The 14,697-nt window shown below is 69.1% G+C and carries 15 protein-coding genes and 1 pseudogene; 11 read left to right on the forward strand and 5 right to left on the reverse strand.

The window, feature by feature from the left end:
* Position 1 precedes the first annotated feature (1 nt).
* The 3 genes and pseudogenes from ACYVOO_RS34930 to ACYVOO_RS34940 all read left to right on the forward strand — a co-directional run bounded on the left by ACYVOO_RS34930 (position 2) and on the right by ACYVOO_RS34940 (position 2,621).
* Positions 2-592 carry an N-acetylmuramoyl-L-alanine amidase gene (locus tag ACYVOO_RS34930; RefSeq protein ID WP_461019741.1) on the forward strand — a complete coding sequence of 197 codons (591 nt, stop codon included), beginning with the start codon at positions 2-4 and terminating at the stop codon, positions 590-592.
* Between the two features lie 156 nt (positions 593-748).
* A pseudogene (locus ACYVOO_RS34935) lies at positions 749-901 on the forward strand (1-aminocyclopropane-1-carboxylate deaminase); the annotation flags it as partial.
* 82 nt (positions 902-983) lie between these two features.
* Positions 984-2,621 carry a recombinase family protein gene (locus ACYVOO_RS34940; RefSeq protein WP_461019742.1) on the forward strand — a complete coding sequence of 546 codons (1,638 nt, stop codon included), beginning with the start codon at positions 984-986 and terminating at the stop codon, positions 2,619-2,621.
* A gap of 538 nt (positions 2,622-3,159) precedes the next feature.
* Here ACYVOO_RS34940 and ACYVOO_RS34945 read toward each other — a convergent pair.
* Complete coding sequence (locus ACYVOO_RS34945) at positions 3,160-3,798, reverse strand: helix-turn-helix domain-containing protein (RefSeq protein WP_461019743.1); 639 nt, start codon at positions 3,796-3,798, stop codon at positions 3,160-3,162.
* A gap of 349 nt (positions 3,799-4,147) precedes the next feature.
* Between ACYVOO_RS34945 and ACYVOO_RS34950 the strand changes: the two genes are divergently transcribed.
* The 6 genes from ACYVOO_RS34950 (at position 4,148) to ACYVOO_RS34975 (ending at position 7,673) form a co-directional block, all read left to right on the forward strand.
* Positions 4,148-4,393 (forward strand): DUF7848 domain-containing protein, encoded by a 246-nt coding sequence (locus ACYVOO_RS34950; protein ID WP_461019744.1) that lies wholly within the window; start codon positions 4,148-4,150, stop codon positions 4,391-4,393.
* Entirely contained in the window at positions 4,372-4,500 is a 129-nt protein-coding gene (locus ACYVOO_RS34955) for a hypothetical protein (protein ID WP_461019770.1), read from the forward strand. The genes ACYVOO_RS34950 and ACYVOO_RS34955 overlap by 22 nt, the downstream gene beginning before the upstream one ends.
* Before the next feature lie 130 nt (positions 4,501-4,630).
* Complete coding sequence (locus ACYVOO_RS34960; protein WP_461019745.1) at positions 4,631-5,407, forward strand: 1-aminocyclopropane-1-carboxylate deaminase/D-cysteine desulfhydrase; 777 nt, start codon at positions 4,631-4,633, stop codon at positions 5,405-5,407.
* Positions 5,408-5,497: 90 nt separating this feature from the next.
* Entirely contained in the window at positions 5,498-6,028 is a 531-nt protein-coding gene (locus ACYVOO_RS34965) for a GNAT family N-acetyltransferase (RefSeq protein WP_461019746.1), read from the forward strand.
* A gap of 257 nt (positions 6,029-6,285) precedes the next feature.
* A complete protein-coding gene (locus ACYVOO_RS34970; protein WP_453345409.1) occupies positions 6,286-6,708 on the forward strand; it encodes an ATP-binding protein in 423 nt (140 codons plus the stop codon).
* Positions 6,705-7,673: an RNA polymerase sigma factor SigF gene (locus tag ACYVOO_RS34975; RefSeq protein ID WP_453345408.1), complete on the forward strand. Its 969-nt coding sequence runs from the start codon at positions 6,705-6,707 to the stop codon at positions 7,671-7,673. Before ACYVOO_RS34970 ends, ACYVOO_RS34975 begins: the two co-directional genes overlap by 4 nt.
* A gap of 91 nt (positions 7,674-7,764) precedes the next feature.
* On the opposite strand, the gene ACYVOO_RS34980 is transcribed toward ACYVOO_RS34975, so the two are convergent.
* Positions 7,765-8,190, reverse strand: a complete 426-nt coding sequence (locus tag ACYVOO_RS34980; protein ID WP_461019747.1) for a hypothetical protein — start codon at positions 8,188-8,190, stop codon at positions 7,765-7,767.
* A gap of 83 nt (positions 8,191-8,273) precedes the next feature.
* Here ACYVOO_RS34980 and ACYVOO_RS34985 point away from each other — a divergent pair, with 83 nt between their 5' ends.
* Together ACYVOO_RS34985 and ACYVOO_RS34990 are read left to right on the forward strand one after the other, a co-directional pair.
* Positions 8,274-9,242 carry a diacylglycerol/lipid kinase family protein gene (locus ACYVOO_RS34985; RefSeq protein WP_461019748.1) on the forward strand — a complete coding sequence of 323 codons (969 nt, stop codon included), beginning with the start codon at positions 8,274-8,276 and terminating at the stop codon, positions 9,240-9,242.
* A gap of 319 nt (positions 9,243-9,561) precedes the next feature.
* On the forward strand, positions 9,562-9,825 hold the full coding sequence (locus ACYVOO_RS34990; protein ID WP_016469673.1) for a WhiB family transcriptional regulator: 264 nt from the start codon (positions 9,562-9,564) through the stop codon (positions 9,823-9,825).
* A 220-nt stretch (positions 9,826-10,045) separates the two neighbouring features.
* Here the strand turns inward: ACYVOO_RS34990 and ACYVOO_RS34995 are convergent, their stop codons facing one another.
* The 3 genes from ACYVOO_RS34995 to ACYVOO_RS35005 all read right to left on the reverse strand — a co-directional run bounded on the left by ACYVOO_RS34995 (position 10,046) and on the right by ACYVOO_RS35005 (position 14,649).
* Positions 10,046-11,542, reverse strand: a complete 1,497-nt coding sequence (locus tag ACYVOO_RS34995; protein ID WP_461019767.1) for a histidine kinase N-terminal domain-containing protein — start codon at positions 11,540-11,542, stop codon at positions 10,046-10,048.
* 373 nt (positions 11,543-11,915) lie between these two features.
* A complete protein-coding gene (locus ACYVOO_RS35000; RefSeq protein WP_461019749.1) occupies positions 11,916-12,998 on the reverse strand; it encodes an SIS domain-containing protein in 1,083 nt (360 codons plus the stop codon).
* Between the two features lie 100 nt (positions 12,999-13,098).
* Positions 13,099-14,649 (reverse strand): glycoside hydrolase family 3 protein, encoded by a 1,551-nt coding sequence (locus ACYVOO_RS35005; protein ID WP_461019750.1) that lies wholly within the window; start codon positions 14,647-14,649, stop codon positions 13,099-13,101.
* Positions 14,650-14,697: the final 48 nt, after the last annotated feature.

Here is a 14,697-nt window from a genome sequence, read left to right on the forward strand (position 1 = left end):
CATGGCGACTCCCATCACCGCGAACAGCTTCGTCGAAGCACTCAAGAAGGAAGGCGTGAAGGTCGAGGAGGTCCGCGACTGGCGCAACCACAACCGCAACCACAAGGGCCCCTGGGGCCCGGTGCACGGCATCGTGATCCACCACACCGTCACCCAGGGCGCCAAGGAGACGGTGGACCTGATCTACGACGGTCACGCCTCGCTCCCCGGCCCGCTCGCCCACGGCTGCATCACCAAGGACGGCACGGTCCATCTGACGGGCCACGGCCGCGCCAACCACGCGGGACTCGGCGACGACGACGTGCTGCGGGCCGTGATCGCGGAGAAGAACCCGCCGAAGCCGAACGAGATGAACACCGACGGGAACCGCTCGTTCTACGGCTTCGAGTGCGAGAACCTCGGTGACGGCAAGGACCCGTGGCCGGACGCGCAACTGGAGGCCATCGAGAAGGCCGCAGCCGCGCTCTGCCGCCACCACGGGTGGAACGAGCGCTCGGTCATCGGGCACCTGGAGTGGACGAACCAGAAGTCCGACCCGCGCGGATTCACGATGGACGACATGCGCGCCCGCATCGCGGCCCGCCTCAAGTAGCGGCCCGCCGCCCCGGCCAGCGCCGCGTGAAGAACGGGGGTGTGGGCAACCGTTCCCCCCGGCCCCGTCCGGGTGTGCCCCCTGACGGAGCGGTTGCCCACTCCCGCCCCCCCGCCCCCGCCTACGCGACGGCGCGCACCGCGCGAGAATGGCGGGGTGCCCCTGCCGCCTCTCCCGCCCCTGCCGCCCGACGCGCTCGTCCCCTGCCTGCCCTCGCCGCTCGTCCCCGTGCGCGACGAGGACTTCGCACGCCGGGGCGTCAGGCTGCTGCTGAAGCGGGACGATCTGATCCACAAGGCGCTTCCCGGCTACCAACCGACTGGTGTTAGCCGGGTTGACCTGCTGGTTTAACCGCTGGACAGCTCCTAGCACCCTGTATGAGGGTGGGTGTATGGGGATCGTGACGGATCCTGCGAAGCTCTGTGATCTGTTCCTCCGACGGAGCACCTTGCAGGATGACAAGACCACGTTGCGGGCACACGAGCGAGACCTCCGGGAGCGAGTAGTACGCGAGAACCTGACAGTCCGTAAGGTTTGGAAGGAAGAGCTTTCCGCCTTCAAATCGGGCGTGGTTCGAGAAGAGTTCGATAAGGCAATTCTCGCGGTAGTGAACGGAGAGGTTAAGCACCTCTTCGTCTGGAAACTCGACCGACTCAGCCGTAAGGGAATGGGGCAAGTCGGCCAAGTCCTTGACCAGTTCGACGCAAAGGGCGCCCGCCTCGTTGCGCACATGGACGGCTTGGACAGCAGCATTCCCCAGCATCGCGGACTCTTCGCGTGGCTTGCCGAACAGGCGCGCTCGGAGTCCTTCAACACGTCTGTACGCGTGCGCAGCACCAAGGAAGAGAGGAAGCTCGCGGGTGAATGGCCGGGAGGTCAACCGCCGTTCGGACTCCGAGAGAACAAAAAGACTAGGCACACCGAGCATCACCCCAAGGAGTATCGGCTTTCACGCGAGATCGCCGACGCTCTACTAGAGGGAAAAACAGCAATGGAGATCGCGAGCGCCCTGAACGAAAAGGGTAGGAAAACGCGGCGAGGCTACCAGTGGCGCTCTTCCACCATCACCATTCTTGCGCATTCCCCGGCGTGGGCTGGACTCATGCCCAAACACGAGCGCTACACCGACAAGGCGGGGCGGGAGCGCTGGCGGGCCCTGGACGAACCCCTGACGGGCCCTGACGGCTCACCTGTACGCGCTGGCAAGGGGGTCGTCACACCAGGCGAACGCGCTCGGATCCTGGCCAATCTGCGTTCACGGATATCTTTCGGGCCGACCACGGGGCAGCGTCGGGGAAAGCCTGTCGCACGGTCGCTCATGGCGGGCCGGTTCAAGTGTGGTCGGTGCGCGGGTCCGATGACCAAGGGAGGCAAGCAGTACCGCTGTTATCGGCGCGTTCACTTGGGTCGTTCGGCATGTCAAGGAATGGCAGTCCTCGTACTCGACATAGAACGGGTCATGGAGCGGGCATTCGTCAAGCAAGTGTCGAGCTTCACACCGGAGCACGCTCTCTATAAGGAGCTTGCTTCCCGGTGGCTGTCCTACAAGGACCCGGAGTCAGATACACGCCTGATGGAATTGTCAGCTTCCTTGGATGAAGCGCAAGCGCGCCTGAAGTCGCTCGACGATGCGTACTACGTACTAGGGCGCTTCAAGGGGGCCGAAGGGGAACACCGCTACGAAGGAATGCGGAGCGCGATCTCTGCCCAAATTGAGACCCTGAGCGCGGAGCGAGAAAAGGTCTCGGCAAACAGTGCGTTCTTGAGGTTCAGTGACCTGGAAGAGATGGAATCTGCTTGGAGGGACGCCGAATTGGAGGAAAAGCGCATGCTGCTGGGCGTCGTCATGCACTCCGTAACGCTGCTCCCTCCGCCCAACACGGGGCCGCGCTCCCTCTGGGAGCTGATGCACCGATGCTGCTTCCACTGGGTGGGCGAGAAGCCGCAGGCGCACGAACTCGATCCGAGCCGCGCCATGGGCGTGAGCTGGCCGGATGAGTACATGCCTCACTGGGCCCGAGCGGCGTAGCGACGGGGTGCGCCTCGGGCAATAGGACGGTTCGGAGAGGCTTTGGGCTGTAGCTGCCATGGGGTGAGAGAGCGGGGGGCCATACGCTTCCGCGAATCGGGCTGGCTCCTCGCCTGCCCGCAATAGCCCGATCCGGCCCCCCGCTCTTCGAGGCTCACCCCATGGGAGCTGCCTAAAGCCTCGGAGGACCGTCCGTCCCCGCCCTACGAACACGGGCGGGGAGAAGGCACTCAGAGGTACAGCAGAGCGTGAGCCAGGGCGGGGAAGCGGTCTGGGCTCCTACGGCTCAAGGCAGCCGTCGCGTGGGGCGGCTGCCGCTCGGGCGAGACCGGCCGGAGGCCGCAGCTCGCACGAGGGCGGCAGGGCCGCCCGGCACGCCGCAGGCGTGCCCTTGATGTAGTAAGGAAATTCTGAACCACTCACCCCCGCCCCCTGCTCCTCGCTCCTCGCTGGGCTCGCTGGCGCCGCTCTCGCACGCTCCGGGGACGCTGGGGCAGGGGGGCGGCTTCGGTCCTGCTGACGGCGCCTGGGCAGGGCTCTACGGCGTGGGTGACCGGTTGAAGCGCGAGAGGGCCCGACGGCTGGTGTCGGCAGTCTCGAAGTACAACGACCATGGTCCGCTGTTCACGACGAATTCCTTGTCGAACCCGACCCACATTCCCGTAGCACTTCGGCCGGTGAGTTCGACCAGGAGCTGCAAAGCACCGTGATATACCGCGCCTTTGTAGTATCCCGCCACTGAGGTGCGTTCCGTCCACGTGCCAGTGAGAGCCTGTCCGTCCCGAGTCAGATCTAGAAAGACCGAGGAATCATTAGATCCGGGCAAGCTCTCGACGTGAAGGCGATTACCTACCTCACGAATGACCATGAAGTGATACCGCGCGACTTCCCCCTTCCCTGTGCTCGTGTAGGTGTATTCACTCCGCCAAATACCCGACAATGAACCGTTGTCGGCTGGCTGGTCCCCGCCGAGGGTCTGAGCGGACATGCCGAGAGCCTGTGCGATGGGACCAAGCCAGTCACGGGGCGTTCGTGTGCCTTTCTCGTATCGGTAGATCTCTTGCCGTCCTAGGGAGTCCGTGCTCACACCAGCGGCGCGGCACGCTTCGATGGCTAGTCGCTCCTGGGACCAACCGAGTTGCTGACGGCGCTCCCGGATGCGTTCCCCGACATTCATACCCCCCACTATGGCCTACACGGGGCCTACAGGGTGGCTTACAGCGGGCATCTGTCGCCCCTTCCACCATGGGCGGAGTCTCAAAGCATGGTGAAGACAAGGACTGTGATGAGGCCGATAGCTCCACGCACGATCGTTTGGAGGTGTAGGCGGTGAGCTTCGAACCGGGCTCGATCGTCGTGGACTTGTCCCGGTGCAAGGTAGGCACGGTCACACGCAACGACGGGGTCTCTATGACCCTCGTACGGCCCTCGGGCCTGGAATGGGAAGCCTTCGTATCCAACGTGCGAGAGGCCAACTCGACCGAACAGCTAAGCGTTCGCGTTCATGAGCGAAACGTATCGAGCGCATGGGGGCGACGCACGTGACGCGCGCTGAGATCTTCCGCGTGAACTGGACAGTCACCCCGGACCAAGAACCGGACGCGAAGCTCAACAGCTACGCACAAGAGTGCGACGTTTGCGGAGTTGCCTCGCCACGGACCCATGACGCCAATGACGGCACTCTCTGGATTATCGAGCACGCGAGAAGGAATCCGTCCCACACTTCCTATACAGAGGTGGTGAAACGACCATGGCGCGCTTTCATGTCCTGAAAGACCGCGTTCTTGCTTACGCGGGAGTGCTGATCATGATCGGGCTGCCGTGCTGCCTCGTAGGCGTGGTCTACCTCTGTGTGGTCGCCAACCCCTACTCGACGTAGCTAGCCTCTGGCCCGTCACCCCCTCCGAGCCCCCGTCTCCTCCCAGTGACGGGGGCTCTTCTCGTGTGTAGCTGCGGTTACACCAGTGCCCGGTTACCCTGATGGCAACAAGCCGGGTGGTGTTAGACCAGTGATCGCGCACTCCCCCGGCAACAAGTACCGGAAGCTGGCGCCCAATCTGCGGGCCGCGGCCGAGCAGGGCCACGGCACCCTCCTGACCTTCGGCGGCGCCTACTCCAACCACCTGCGCGCCACCGCCGCCGCAGGCCGCCTCCTGGGCCTCGCCACCATCGGCGTCGTCCGCGGCGACGAACTGGCCGCGCGCCCCCTGAACCCCTCGCTGGAGCGCTGCGCCGCCGACGGCATGCGGCTGCACTTCGTCTCCCGCGCCGACTACCGCCGCAGGACAGAGCCCGCCTTCCACGCCGAGCTGCGCGCGCACTTCGGCGACGTGTACCTGGTGCCCGAGGGCGGCAGCAACGCGCTCGCCGTCGAGGGCTGCGCAGCGCTCGGCCGGGAGCTGCGGGGCCGCACGGACGTCGCCGCCGTCGCCTGCGGCACGGGCGGCACCCTCGCCGGGCTCGCCGCGGGGCTGGCCCCCGGGCAGCGGGCGCTGGGGATACCGGTGCTCAAGGGCGGCTTCCTCGACGGTGAGGTGGCGCGCCTCCAGCGGGCGGCCTACGGCGGGAGGCGGGGCGACTGGTCCCTGGACGACCGCTTCCACTGCGGCGGCTACGCCCGTACGACCGGGGAACTGGATGCCTTCGCCGCCGCCTTCTCCGCGCGGCACGCGCTGCCGCAGCTCGACCGCGTGTACGTGGCCAAGCTGCTGTACGGGCTCGCCGCGCTCGCCGAGGAGGGCGCCTTCGCGCCGGGGACCACGGTCACGGCGGTCGTCACGGGCTGACGCCCCCCTCGCGCCGCCCCACGCCACCCCGCTCCCGTCCGCCCCCTGCCGCCGGGCCCACTGTCAGACCCACCGGTTAGCCTGCACCGCATGATCCGAGCCGCCACTCCAGCCGACGTCCCCGAGATCCACGCGATGATCCGCGAACTCGCGGAGTACGAGCGCGCGCTGGAGCATGCCAAGGCGACCGAGGAACAGTTGCGCGAGGCGCTCTTCGGGCCGCACCCCGCCGTCTTCGCCCTGATCGCCGAGACCCCGGCCGGCGACACGGGCCCGGCCACGGAAGCGGCCCCGAAATCGGTCACGGAGAGTGATGTTGTTGGTTTCGCTCTGTGGTTCCGGAATTTCTCGACCTGGACCGGTACTCACGGTGTGTATCTGGAAGACTTGTACGTGCGCCCTTCGGCGCGCAACTCGGGCCATGGGAAGGAGCTGCTTTCAGCCCTTGCCGAAATCTGTGTCGAGCGGGGCTATGAACGCTTCGAGTGGTGGGTATTGGACTGGAACGACCCCTCCATCGGTTTCTACAAGTCGCTGGGCGCGGAACCGATGGACGAGTGGACGGTCTTCCGGATGTCAGGGGAGCCGCTTCAGAGGCTCGCCGGTGTCAACGGAGAGTAATCGTCCCGGATTTCGGGCGCCCAACCCCTAGCCACAGACAGTGCCCATATGTTTACTATGGGTGACGCTTGCGAGATGGTGCGACCTAGATCCGTACGGGCGACATCGCGTCGCGGATCGCGATAGCGTCGCAGCCGAACCATCTATCGCGCCGGCCCGTCAGCTTTCTGCGGTGATGACACGCCTCGGAAGGCCCGGACCAGCGCACTCGTAACAGCGAACGAGCCTAACCGGCTTGTGCCACCTTGGAGGTGAGGGTGTCCCAGATCGCAGGTGAGTCCGTGGGGCAGGACGGGCAGGACTTCGTCGAGGTCCGGCTGCCCGCCGCGGGCGCCTATCTGTCGGTGCTGCGTACGGCCACGGCCGGACTCGCGGCCCGCTTGGACTTCACCCTTGACGAGATCGAGGATCTTCGGATCGCCGTGGACGAGGCATGCGCGATCCTGCTCCAGCAGGCAGTCCCCGGCTCCGTCCTGAGCTGCGTCTTCAAGCTCGTCGGCGACTCGCTCCGGGTCACCGTCTCGGCCCCGACGACGGACGGACGCGCCCCCGAGCGGGACACCTTCGCCTGGACGGTGCTCTCGGCACTGGCCGGAGAGGTGGACTCGGCGGTGTCGGACGACCGCACGGTCAGCATCAGCCTGCACAAGAAGCGCGGTGCGGGACCAGGGGCATCGTGACCGAGCACGAGGCACGGGAGCTGTGGGCGGGCCGCCACGGGACAGCGGCCGGCCCGGGCATCCCTGAGCAGCAGGCCCGGCCGCACCCGGCCGACCCCAGCAGTCAGCGACCGGAGCAGGCAGAGCGGGCGGACGCGATGGACCAGCAGCAGCACGAGAAGCAGGGGCAGGACGAGCACGGAGCGGCCCGCCCCTCCGGGCAGTTCGACCCCCACGACCGTGCCGGAGCGCGCAGCCTCTTCATCGAACTGCGCAAGCTCCCGGAGAACTCTCCGGAGCGGGCCGAACTGCGCAACCACCTGGTGCGGATGCACCTGCCGCTCGTGGAGCACCTGGCCCGCCGTTTCCGCAACCGCGGCGAGCCGCTGGACGATCTCACCCAGGTCGCCACCATCGGCCTGATCAAGTCCGTGGACCGCTTCGATCCGGAGAGAGGGGTGGAGTTCTCGACGTACGCCACCCCGACCGTCGTCGGTGAGATCAAGCGCCACTTCCGTGACAAGGGCTGGGCGGTCCGCGTCCCGCGCCGCCTCCAGGAACTGCGCCTCTCCCTGACGTCGGCGACGGCCGAGCTGTCCCAGTTGCACGGCCGTGCGCCGACGGTGCACGAGCTGGCCCAGCGGCTGTCGATCTCGGAGGAGGAGGTTCTCGAAGGGCTGGAGTCCGCGAACGCGTACAGCACCCTGTCCCTCGATGTTCCCGACACCGATGACGAGTCCCCGGCCGTCGCCGACACCCTGGGCGCCGAGGACGACGCGCTCGAAGGCGTCGAGTACCGCGAATCGCTCAAGCCCCTCCTGGAGGAGCTGCCGCCGCGCGAGAAGAAGATTCTCCTGCTGCGGTTCTTCGGCAACATGACGCAGTCCCAGATCGCCCAGGAGGTCGGCATCTCGCAGATGCACGTCTCCCGCCTCCTGGCCCGCACCCTGGCGCAGCTCCGCGACAAGCTCCTCGTCGAGGAATAGGCGACCACCGGCGTGGGCTCATCGGCCCACGCCACGCCCCCCGCTCACACCCGCCAGCGCCGCGGCTCAGGGCGCCCCAGGCGGCCATGGGTCAGGCGTCGCGCGGGCCGATGCCCAGCGCCTCCGTCGCCGTCGGGTTGACGAGGCAGCAGAGCACGGCCACCCCGGTCACCGCGATGGCCGCTCCCGAGGCGACCCAGATCCCGCCGTTCTGCGCCATCTGCCAGCCGACGGGCAGCGCCATCAACTGCACGATCATGGAAGGCCCGCGGCTCCAGCGGCGCCGCAGCCACAGCCCCCGCGCCGCGGCCAGCGGCAGCGCCGCCAGCGCCAGCACGGTCACCGCCATCGTGACGGCCTGCGTCATGTCGTCGGGCTTGTCGGTGAAGAGCAGCACCAGCGAGGCCAGGCCGAACCCGGCGACCACCACCCCCTCCAGCGCGGTCAGCACGGCAGCCGCCGTGATCCGTCGCGGACGGGTGCCGGGCGCGTGGTCGGAGGCGGGGTTCTCACTCACACAGGAAGGGTAGCCCGCCGCCCCCTGCCGCCCCCACGTGCGGGGCTGGGCCGGTGTACCACCCGGTATGTACGCTGCACACCATGCGCGCACTTCTCGTGGTCAACCCGGCAGCCACCACCACCAGTGCCCGCACCCGCGACGTACTGACCCACGCGCTGGCGAGCGATCTCAAGCTGGAGGTCGCCACCACGGAGTCGCGGGGACACGCCCGCGAGCTGGCGAGACTGGCGGCCGAGAGCGGCGAGATCGAGCTGGTGATCGCACTCGGCGGCGACGGCACGGTGAACGAGATCGTCAACGGGCTGCTGCACGAGGGCCCCGACCCCGACCGCCTGCCGCGCCTGGCCGTGGTCCCCGGCGGCTCCACGAACGTCTTCGCGCGTGCGCTGGGCCTGCCCAACCACGCGGTCGAGGCGACGGGCGCCCTGCTGGACGCCCTTCAGCAGGGCAGCGAGCGCACCGTCGGCCTGGGGGTGGCGTCCGGAGCGCCCGGCACGGACGACGCGGGGGTGCCGCCGCGCTGGTTCACGTTCTGCGCGGGGTTCGGGTTCGACGCGGGGGTGGTCGGCCGCGTCGAGCAGCAGCGGGAGCGAGGCAAGCGCTCGACACACGCGCTCTACATCCGGCAGGTCGTGCGGTCCTTCCTCCAGGAGCAGCACCGCAGAGGGGGCACGATCACGCTGGAGCGGCCCGGCGCCGAGCCCGTCGAAGAACTGGTGATGTCCATAGTGTGCAACACCTCGCCGTGGACGTATCTGGGCAACCGCCCGGTCTACGCGACGCCAGCCGCCTCCTTCGACACCGCCCTCGACGTGCTGGGACTCTCCCGGCTGACCCCCGCCGCGCTGTCGCGTTACGCGACCCAGCTCCTGACGTCCTCGCCCGAACGCGGCCCCCACGGCAAGCACGCGATCACGCTGCACGACCAGACGGACTTCACCTTGCATTCCCAGGTGCCACTGCCCTTTCAGATGGACGGTGACCACCTGGGAGTGCGAAAGAGCGTGAGCTTCACAGGCGTACGGCGTGCACTGCGTGTGATTGTGTAAGTGGAAGGGCCGAAAGTCCTTCCACTCGAACGTTTAGACCAGGCTCCACCCACTGGAAGTACGGCTGTGAGCTAGTCGACACCGTGGATTCAAAAAAAAGTTTCCGCAAGGGGTTGTATCCGTCGCCGAGGTTTGCGAGTCTCTTCATGGTGATCGGGACGGCCCCTCACGGAGGCCCCCTTGAGAGCCCGAATCCTCCTCCTCATTCCAGTGGGACCCTCATCACATGCATGGCGGCGCCCCTTCCCTTGTGGAGGGATTCGTGAAAGCGTTCACATTCACAAGCAGAGTACGCACCACACGAGGAGAGGTAGCAGCCATGGACTGGCGTCACCACGCCGTTTGCCGCGAGGAAGACCCCGAGCTGTTCTTCCCCATCGGCAACACCGGTCCTGCGCTGCTGCAGATCGAGGAAGCGAAGGCCGTCTGCCGCCGCTGCCCCGTCATGGAGCAGTGCTTGCAGTGGGCCCTGGAGTCCGGTCAGGACTCCGGTGTCTGGGGTGGCCTCAGCGAGGACGAGCGCCGCGCGATGAAGCGCCGCGCCGCTCGCAACCGGGCGCGGAACAACGCCGCGACCGCCTGAGACTGAAGCCCTGCACCGCCTGCACCCCCGAGCCGCAGCGCGCAGTGCACCCGATGCGCGATAAGCGCAACGCAAACGCATAGCACCGGGCCCCGTGCCCCGTACGGAAGACGCTCAGACGTCCGCCGTTACGGGCACGGGGCCCGGTGCTTTTCGTATGTTCCGCGACGGCGCCCGCGCGCCGGGGCGCCCCCGCGCGCCCCTTCACCTCGACCGGTGGCTACTTCTCCTTCTCGCGCTTGTCGCGCTTCTCCGCCGGGACCGGCAGGTCGAAGATCACCCGGGTGCCGCGTTCCGGCGCGGGGACCATGTCGAACGTGCCGCCCAACTCGCCCTCCACGAGCGTCCGTACGATCTGGAGCCCCAGATTGCCCGCGCTCTTGGCGTCGAACCCGTCCGGCAGCCCGTTGCCGTCGTCCTGCACCGTGACCAGCAGCCGCCCCTCCTCCTGGCCGACGCCTCCCCCGCGCACCGCACCGACCTCGATCGTGCCCTGCTGGTCCGGGCCGAAGCCGTGCTCCAGCGCGTTCTGGAGCACCTCCGTCAGCACCATCGAGAGCGGGGTGGCGACTTCGGCGCCGAGGACGCCGAAGCGGCCCGTGCGGTAGCCCTTGACGCGGCCGGGGGAGATCTCGGCCACCATCGCCAGCACCCGGTCCGCGATCTCGTCGAACTCGACGCGCTCGTCGAGGGTCTGCGACAGCGTCTCGTGGACGATGGCGATCGAACCGACCCTGCGCACGGCCTCGTTGAGCGCCTCCTTACCGCGGTCCGAGTCCATCCTGCGGGCCTGGAGGCGCAGCAGTGCGGCGACCGTCTGGAGGTTGTTCTTCACCCGGTGGTGGATCTCCCGGATGGTGGCGTCCTTGGTCATCAGTTCGCGCTCGCGCCTGCGCACCTCGGTGATGTCGCGCAGCAGGATGAGCGAGCCGATGCGGATGCCCTTGGGCTTGAGCGGGATGGTGCGCAACTGGACGACGCAGTCGTTGGCCTCGACCTCGGCCCCGCGCGGCGCCCAGCCGCTGGCCAGCTTCACCAGCGCCTCGTCGACGGGGGCCCGGGAGGGCGCGAGGTCGGCGGTGGCCTGGCCGAGGTGGAGGCCGACGATGTCGGTGGCGAGCCCGAGCCGGTGGTAGGCGGAGAGCGCGTTGGGGCTCGCGTACTGGACGATGCCGTCGGCGTCGAGCCGGATCAGGCCGTCGCCGACACGCGGGATGTGGTCGATGTCGAGCTGCTGGCCCGGGAAGGGGAAGGAGCCCGCGGCGATCATCTGGGCCAGGTCGGAGGCGCTCTGGAGGTAGGTGAGTTCGAGGCGGCTCGGCGTACGCACGGTGAGGAGGTTGGTGTTGCGGGCGATGACGCCCAGCACCCGGCCTTCCCTGCGGACGGGGATCGACTCGACGCGTACGGGCACCTCCTCGCGCCACTCCGGGTCGCCCTCGCGCACGATCCTGCCCTCGTCGAGCGCGGCGTCCAGCAGCGGGCGGCGGCCACGGGGGACGAGGTGGCCGACCATGTCGTCCTGGTACGAGGTGGGTCCGGTGTTGGGCCGCATCTGCGCGACGGAGACGTAGCGCGTGCCGTCGAGGGTGGGGACCCACAGGACGAGATCGGCGAAGGAGAGGTCCGAGAGCAGTTGCCACTCGGAGATCAGCAGGTGCAGCCACTCCAGATCGGTGTCGGAGAGCGCGGTGTGCTGGCGTACGAGGTCGTTCATGGAGGGCACGTGTGCGAGCCTACCGGCGGTCGTTCGAGGGCGATGCCGCGTATGGCTGTCGTACGGGCCGCTCGTGCGCAAGAATCAACGTCGGCGGACGGACGCGGCAAGAAGTCCGTTCAAGCCATGGACAGGTCAGACTGGTCTAGTCCACAATGAACAGGTAAAGAACCCGTAGGGTTCGGCACATGATGAAACTTCTGCTCTCCCCGCACAGGAGGGCAGAACGAGGCTCACGGCGCTCTCTGCCCTGACTGCGCCGGAGTCTCCGAGCTCCGGGCTGCGGTGCCGGGCGGGTTGAGGGTCCCACCCGCGCGCCGCGGCCCGAAGTGTTTTCCGGGCCGCCGCGCGTTCCCCGTCAAGCGGGTCTCCGTCAGCGGGTCTCCGTCACCTTCGCCAGTGCCCTCGGCGCGTCCGGGTCCTGGCCGCGGGCGATGGTCACCTCGTAGGCCAGCATCTGGAGCGGGATGATCTCCAGGATCGGCTGAAGCTCCTCGGGCAGCCCGTCCGTCGGCAGCGCGAAGCCGGCCGAGGCGCGCTCGGTCTGGGCCTGGCTGCCGATGACGACGAGATCGGCGCCACGGTCGCGCAGCCGGTCCAGGACGGGCTGGAGCGCCTCGCCGCCCTTGCCCTCGGTGACCACGGCGATCACCGGCGAGATGTTGTCCACCATGGCGAGGGGGCCGTGCAGCAGATCGGCGCCGGAGTAGGAGAGGGCGGGGATGTAGCTGGTCTCCATCAGCTTCAGCGCGGCTTCCTTGGCCGTCGGATAGCCGTAGCCGCGCGAGGTGAGGACCATGCGCTCGGCGAAGCGGTAGCGCCCGGCCAGTTGCCTGACCTCGTCCTGGCGGGAGAGGACCCGCTCGGCCAGGTCGGGCAGGGCCTTGGCGCTCTCCGCGCCGTCGCCGCCGCGCCAGCCCTCGACGAAGAGGTAGAGGGCGAGCAGTTCCGCCGTGTACGTCTTCGTCGCCGGGAGGGCCTTCTCCGCGCCCGCGAGGACGTCGATGTGGAACTCGCTGACCTCGGCGAGCGGGGAGCGCGCGTTGTTCGTCACCGCGAGGGTGAGGGCTCCGGCCTCGCGCGCCGCCTTGGTGGACGCCACCAGGTCGGGCGAGCCGCCCGACTGGCTGACGGTGATGATCAGGCAGTCGGTGAGGTCGGGCCGGGCCTCGTAGGCGGTGGTGGTGGACATGGAGGTGAGGCCGCAGGGCTTGCCGAGCCGGATCTCCAGCAGGTACTTCGCGTACAGCGCCGCGTTGTCCGACGTGCCGCGCGCGGTCAGCAGCACGAAGCGCGGATTGCGCGCGGCGATGTGCTCGGCGACCTCGCGGATCCTGGGCGCTCCCTCCTCCAGGATGCGGCGCAGGACGGCGGGCTGCTCGGCCATCTCGCCCGCCATGATCCGGCCCGGTACCTGCGGGGATCCGTCCATGGGCGAGGCTGTCGGCGCTGACATGCTGGGTGCCTCCTGGTGGCTGCTGGCTGTTGACTGCTGGCTGCTGGCTTGCGGGGCCCGCTCGCTCGCGCCCCCGCGGCCCCCGCCGCCCCCGTGGCCGTCAGCCGCCGGCCGTCCGGCCCGCGATGACCTCAGCGGCGGCGCGTCCGCAGACGCGGGCCGCGCCGTGGGTGGCGAGGTGCAGCGCCCCGGAGGGCTGCGCCTGGGGCACTCCCATCTCGACCACGACCGTGTCCGGGCGGGCCGCGAGGAGGGTGTCCAGCGCGTCGGCCATCCAGTAGTGGCGGTGCACGTCGCGTACCACTGCGACGATCCTACGGTCGGACGCGGCGGCCAGCACGTTCGCCACCAGCGCGGATGTGCCGTCCTCCGCCGCCTCGACGGCGCCGTAGGTGGCCGTCCCGGTGCCCGGGAGCAGGCGCTCCAGTTCGGCGGCCACGCCCCAGGGCGTCAGGTCGCCGACGGCGATGTTGGCCAGCGGGGTGAAGGCGGCGACGAAGGGCGGGCGCTCCGGGGACGGGGGCGTGTAGGGCGTGCGGTCCGCGCTCCGGGTGACGGTCAGGGCGCGGCGCGCCGCGCGCAGGCCGACCTCCTCGTCGGCGGGGCCGTCGGGGCCAGCGGCGGCTTCGCGCGTCCAGCGCGCGAGGTCGCGCACGCGCGCCGCCGCGTCCGCGAGCCGTTCCTCGGGCAGCTCGCCGTCGCGCACGGCCCGCACCAGCGCGTCGCGCAGCCGCAGCACGGTGTCCTCGTCCGAGGGGCCTCCGCCGACGCAGATGGCGTCGGCTCCGGCGGCGATGGCGAGGACGGTGCCGTGCTCCATGCCGTAGGTGCCCGCGATGGCCCGCATGTCGATGCCGTCGGTGACGATCAGGCCCTCGTAGCCGAGCCCGCCCTCGCTCGCCGGGGCGCGCAGCAGCCCGCCCAGCGCGGCGGGGCTGAGGGTGCCGGGCAGGGCCGCGTCGAGCGCGGGGAGCAGGATGTGGGCGCTCATGACGCCCTTGGTGCCCGCCTTGACGGCGGCGCGGAAGGGGACCAGTTCGCGTGCGCGGAGGGTGTCGAGGTCGGCGTCGACGCGGGGCAGCGCGTGGTGGGAGTCGACGGCGGTGTCGCCGTGCCCGGGGAAGTGCTTGACGCAGGCGGCGACGCCCGCCGCCTGGAGCCCTTCGACGTAGGCGACGGTGTGCCGGGCGACCAGTCCGGGTTCGTCGCCGAAGGAGCGCACCCCGATGACGGGGTTGCCGGGGTCGGAGTTGACGTCGGCCGAGGGCGCCCAGTTGAAGTTGACGCCGCAGGCGGCGAGGCGGCGGCCCAGTTCGTGCGCTACGGCCCTGGTCAGGTCCGGGTCGTCGACGCGGCCGAGGGCGAGGTTGCCGGGGAACGAGGAGCCGGTGCGGGCTTCGAGGCGGGTGACGTCGCCGCCCTCCTCGTCGATGGCGACCAGCAGGTCGGGGCGGACGGCGCGCAGCTCGGCCGTGAGCGCGGCGAGCTGTCCGGGGGTCTCGACGTTGCGGCCGAAGACGCCGACGGAGGCGAGCCCCTGTTCGAGTCTGCGCAGCAGCCACGCGGGCGCGCGCGTGCCGGTGAAGCCCGGCTGGAGGACGGCGAGGGCGTCCTTGGTGAGGGTGTCGGTCCTGGGGACGAGGGTGGTCATGGGCGCGTGGTCCCTTCGCTGGAGCTGGACCTGTCTGCTGGCTGGGCC

This window comes from Streptomyces daliensis (genome assembly GCF_054782395.1).

Bases quoted from the DNA above. Each gene is read 5' to 3' on its own strand.
- ACYVOO_RS34930 (WP_461019741.1), top strand. From the start codon at position 2: ATGGCGACTCCCATCACCGCGAACAGCTTCGTCGAAGCACTCAAGAAG.
- ACYVOO_RS34940 (WP_461019742.1), top strand. From the start codon at position 984: ATGGGGATCGTGACGGATCCTGCGAAGCTCTGTGATCTGTTCCTCCGA.
- ACYVOO_RS34945 (WP_461019743.1), bottom strand. From the start codon at position 3,798: ATGAATGTCGGGGAACGCATCCGGGAGCGCCGTCAGCAACTCGGTTGG.
- ACYVOO_RS34950 (WP_461019744.1), top strand. From the start codon at position 4,148: ATGGGGGCGACGCACGTGACGCGCGCTGAGATCTTCCGCGTGAACTGG.
- ACYVOO_RS34955 (WP_461019770.1), top strand. From the start codon at position 4,372: ATGGCGCGCTTTCATGTCCTGAAAGACCGCGTTCTTGCTTACGCGGGA.
- ACYVOO_RS34965 (WP_461019746.1), top strand. From the start codon at position 5,498: ATGATCCGAGCCGCCACTCCAGCCGACGTCCCCGAGATCCACGCGATG.
- ACYVOO_RS34985 (WP_461019748.1), top strand. From the start codon at position 8,274: ATGCGCGCACTTCTCGTGGTCAACCCGGCAGCCACCACCACCAGTGCC.
- ACYVOO_RS34990 (WP_016469673.1), top strand. From the start codon at position 9,562: ATGGACTGGCGTCACCACGCCGTTTGCCGCGAGGAAGACCCCGAGCTG.
- ACYVOO_RS34995 (WP_461019767.1), bottom strand. From the start codon at position 11,542: ATGAACGACCTCGTACGCCAGCACACCGCGCTCTCCGACACCGATCTG.
- ACYVOO_RS35000 (WP_461019749.1), bottom strand. From the start codon at position 12,998: ATGTCAGCGCCGACAGCCTCGCCCATGGACGGATCCCCGCAGGTACCG.
- ACYVOO_RS35005 (WP_461019750.1), bottom strand. From the start codon at position 14,649: ATGACCACCCTCGTCCCCAGGACCGACACCCTCACCAAGGACGCCCTC.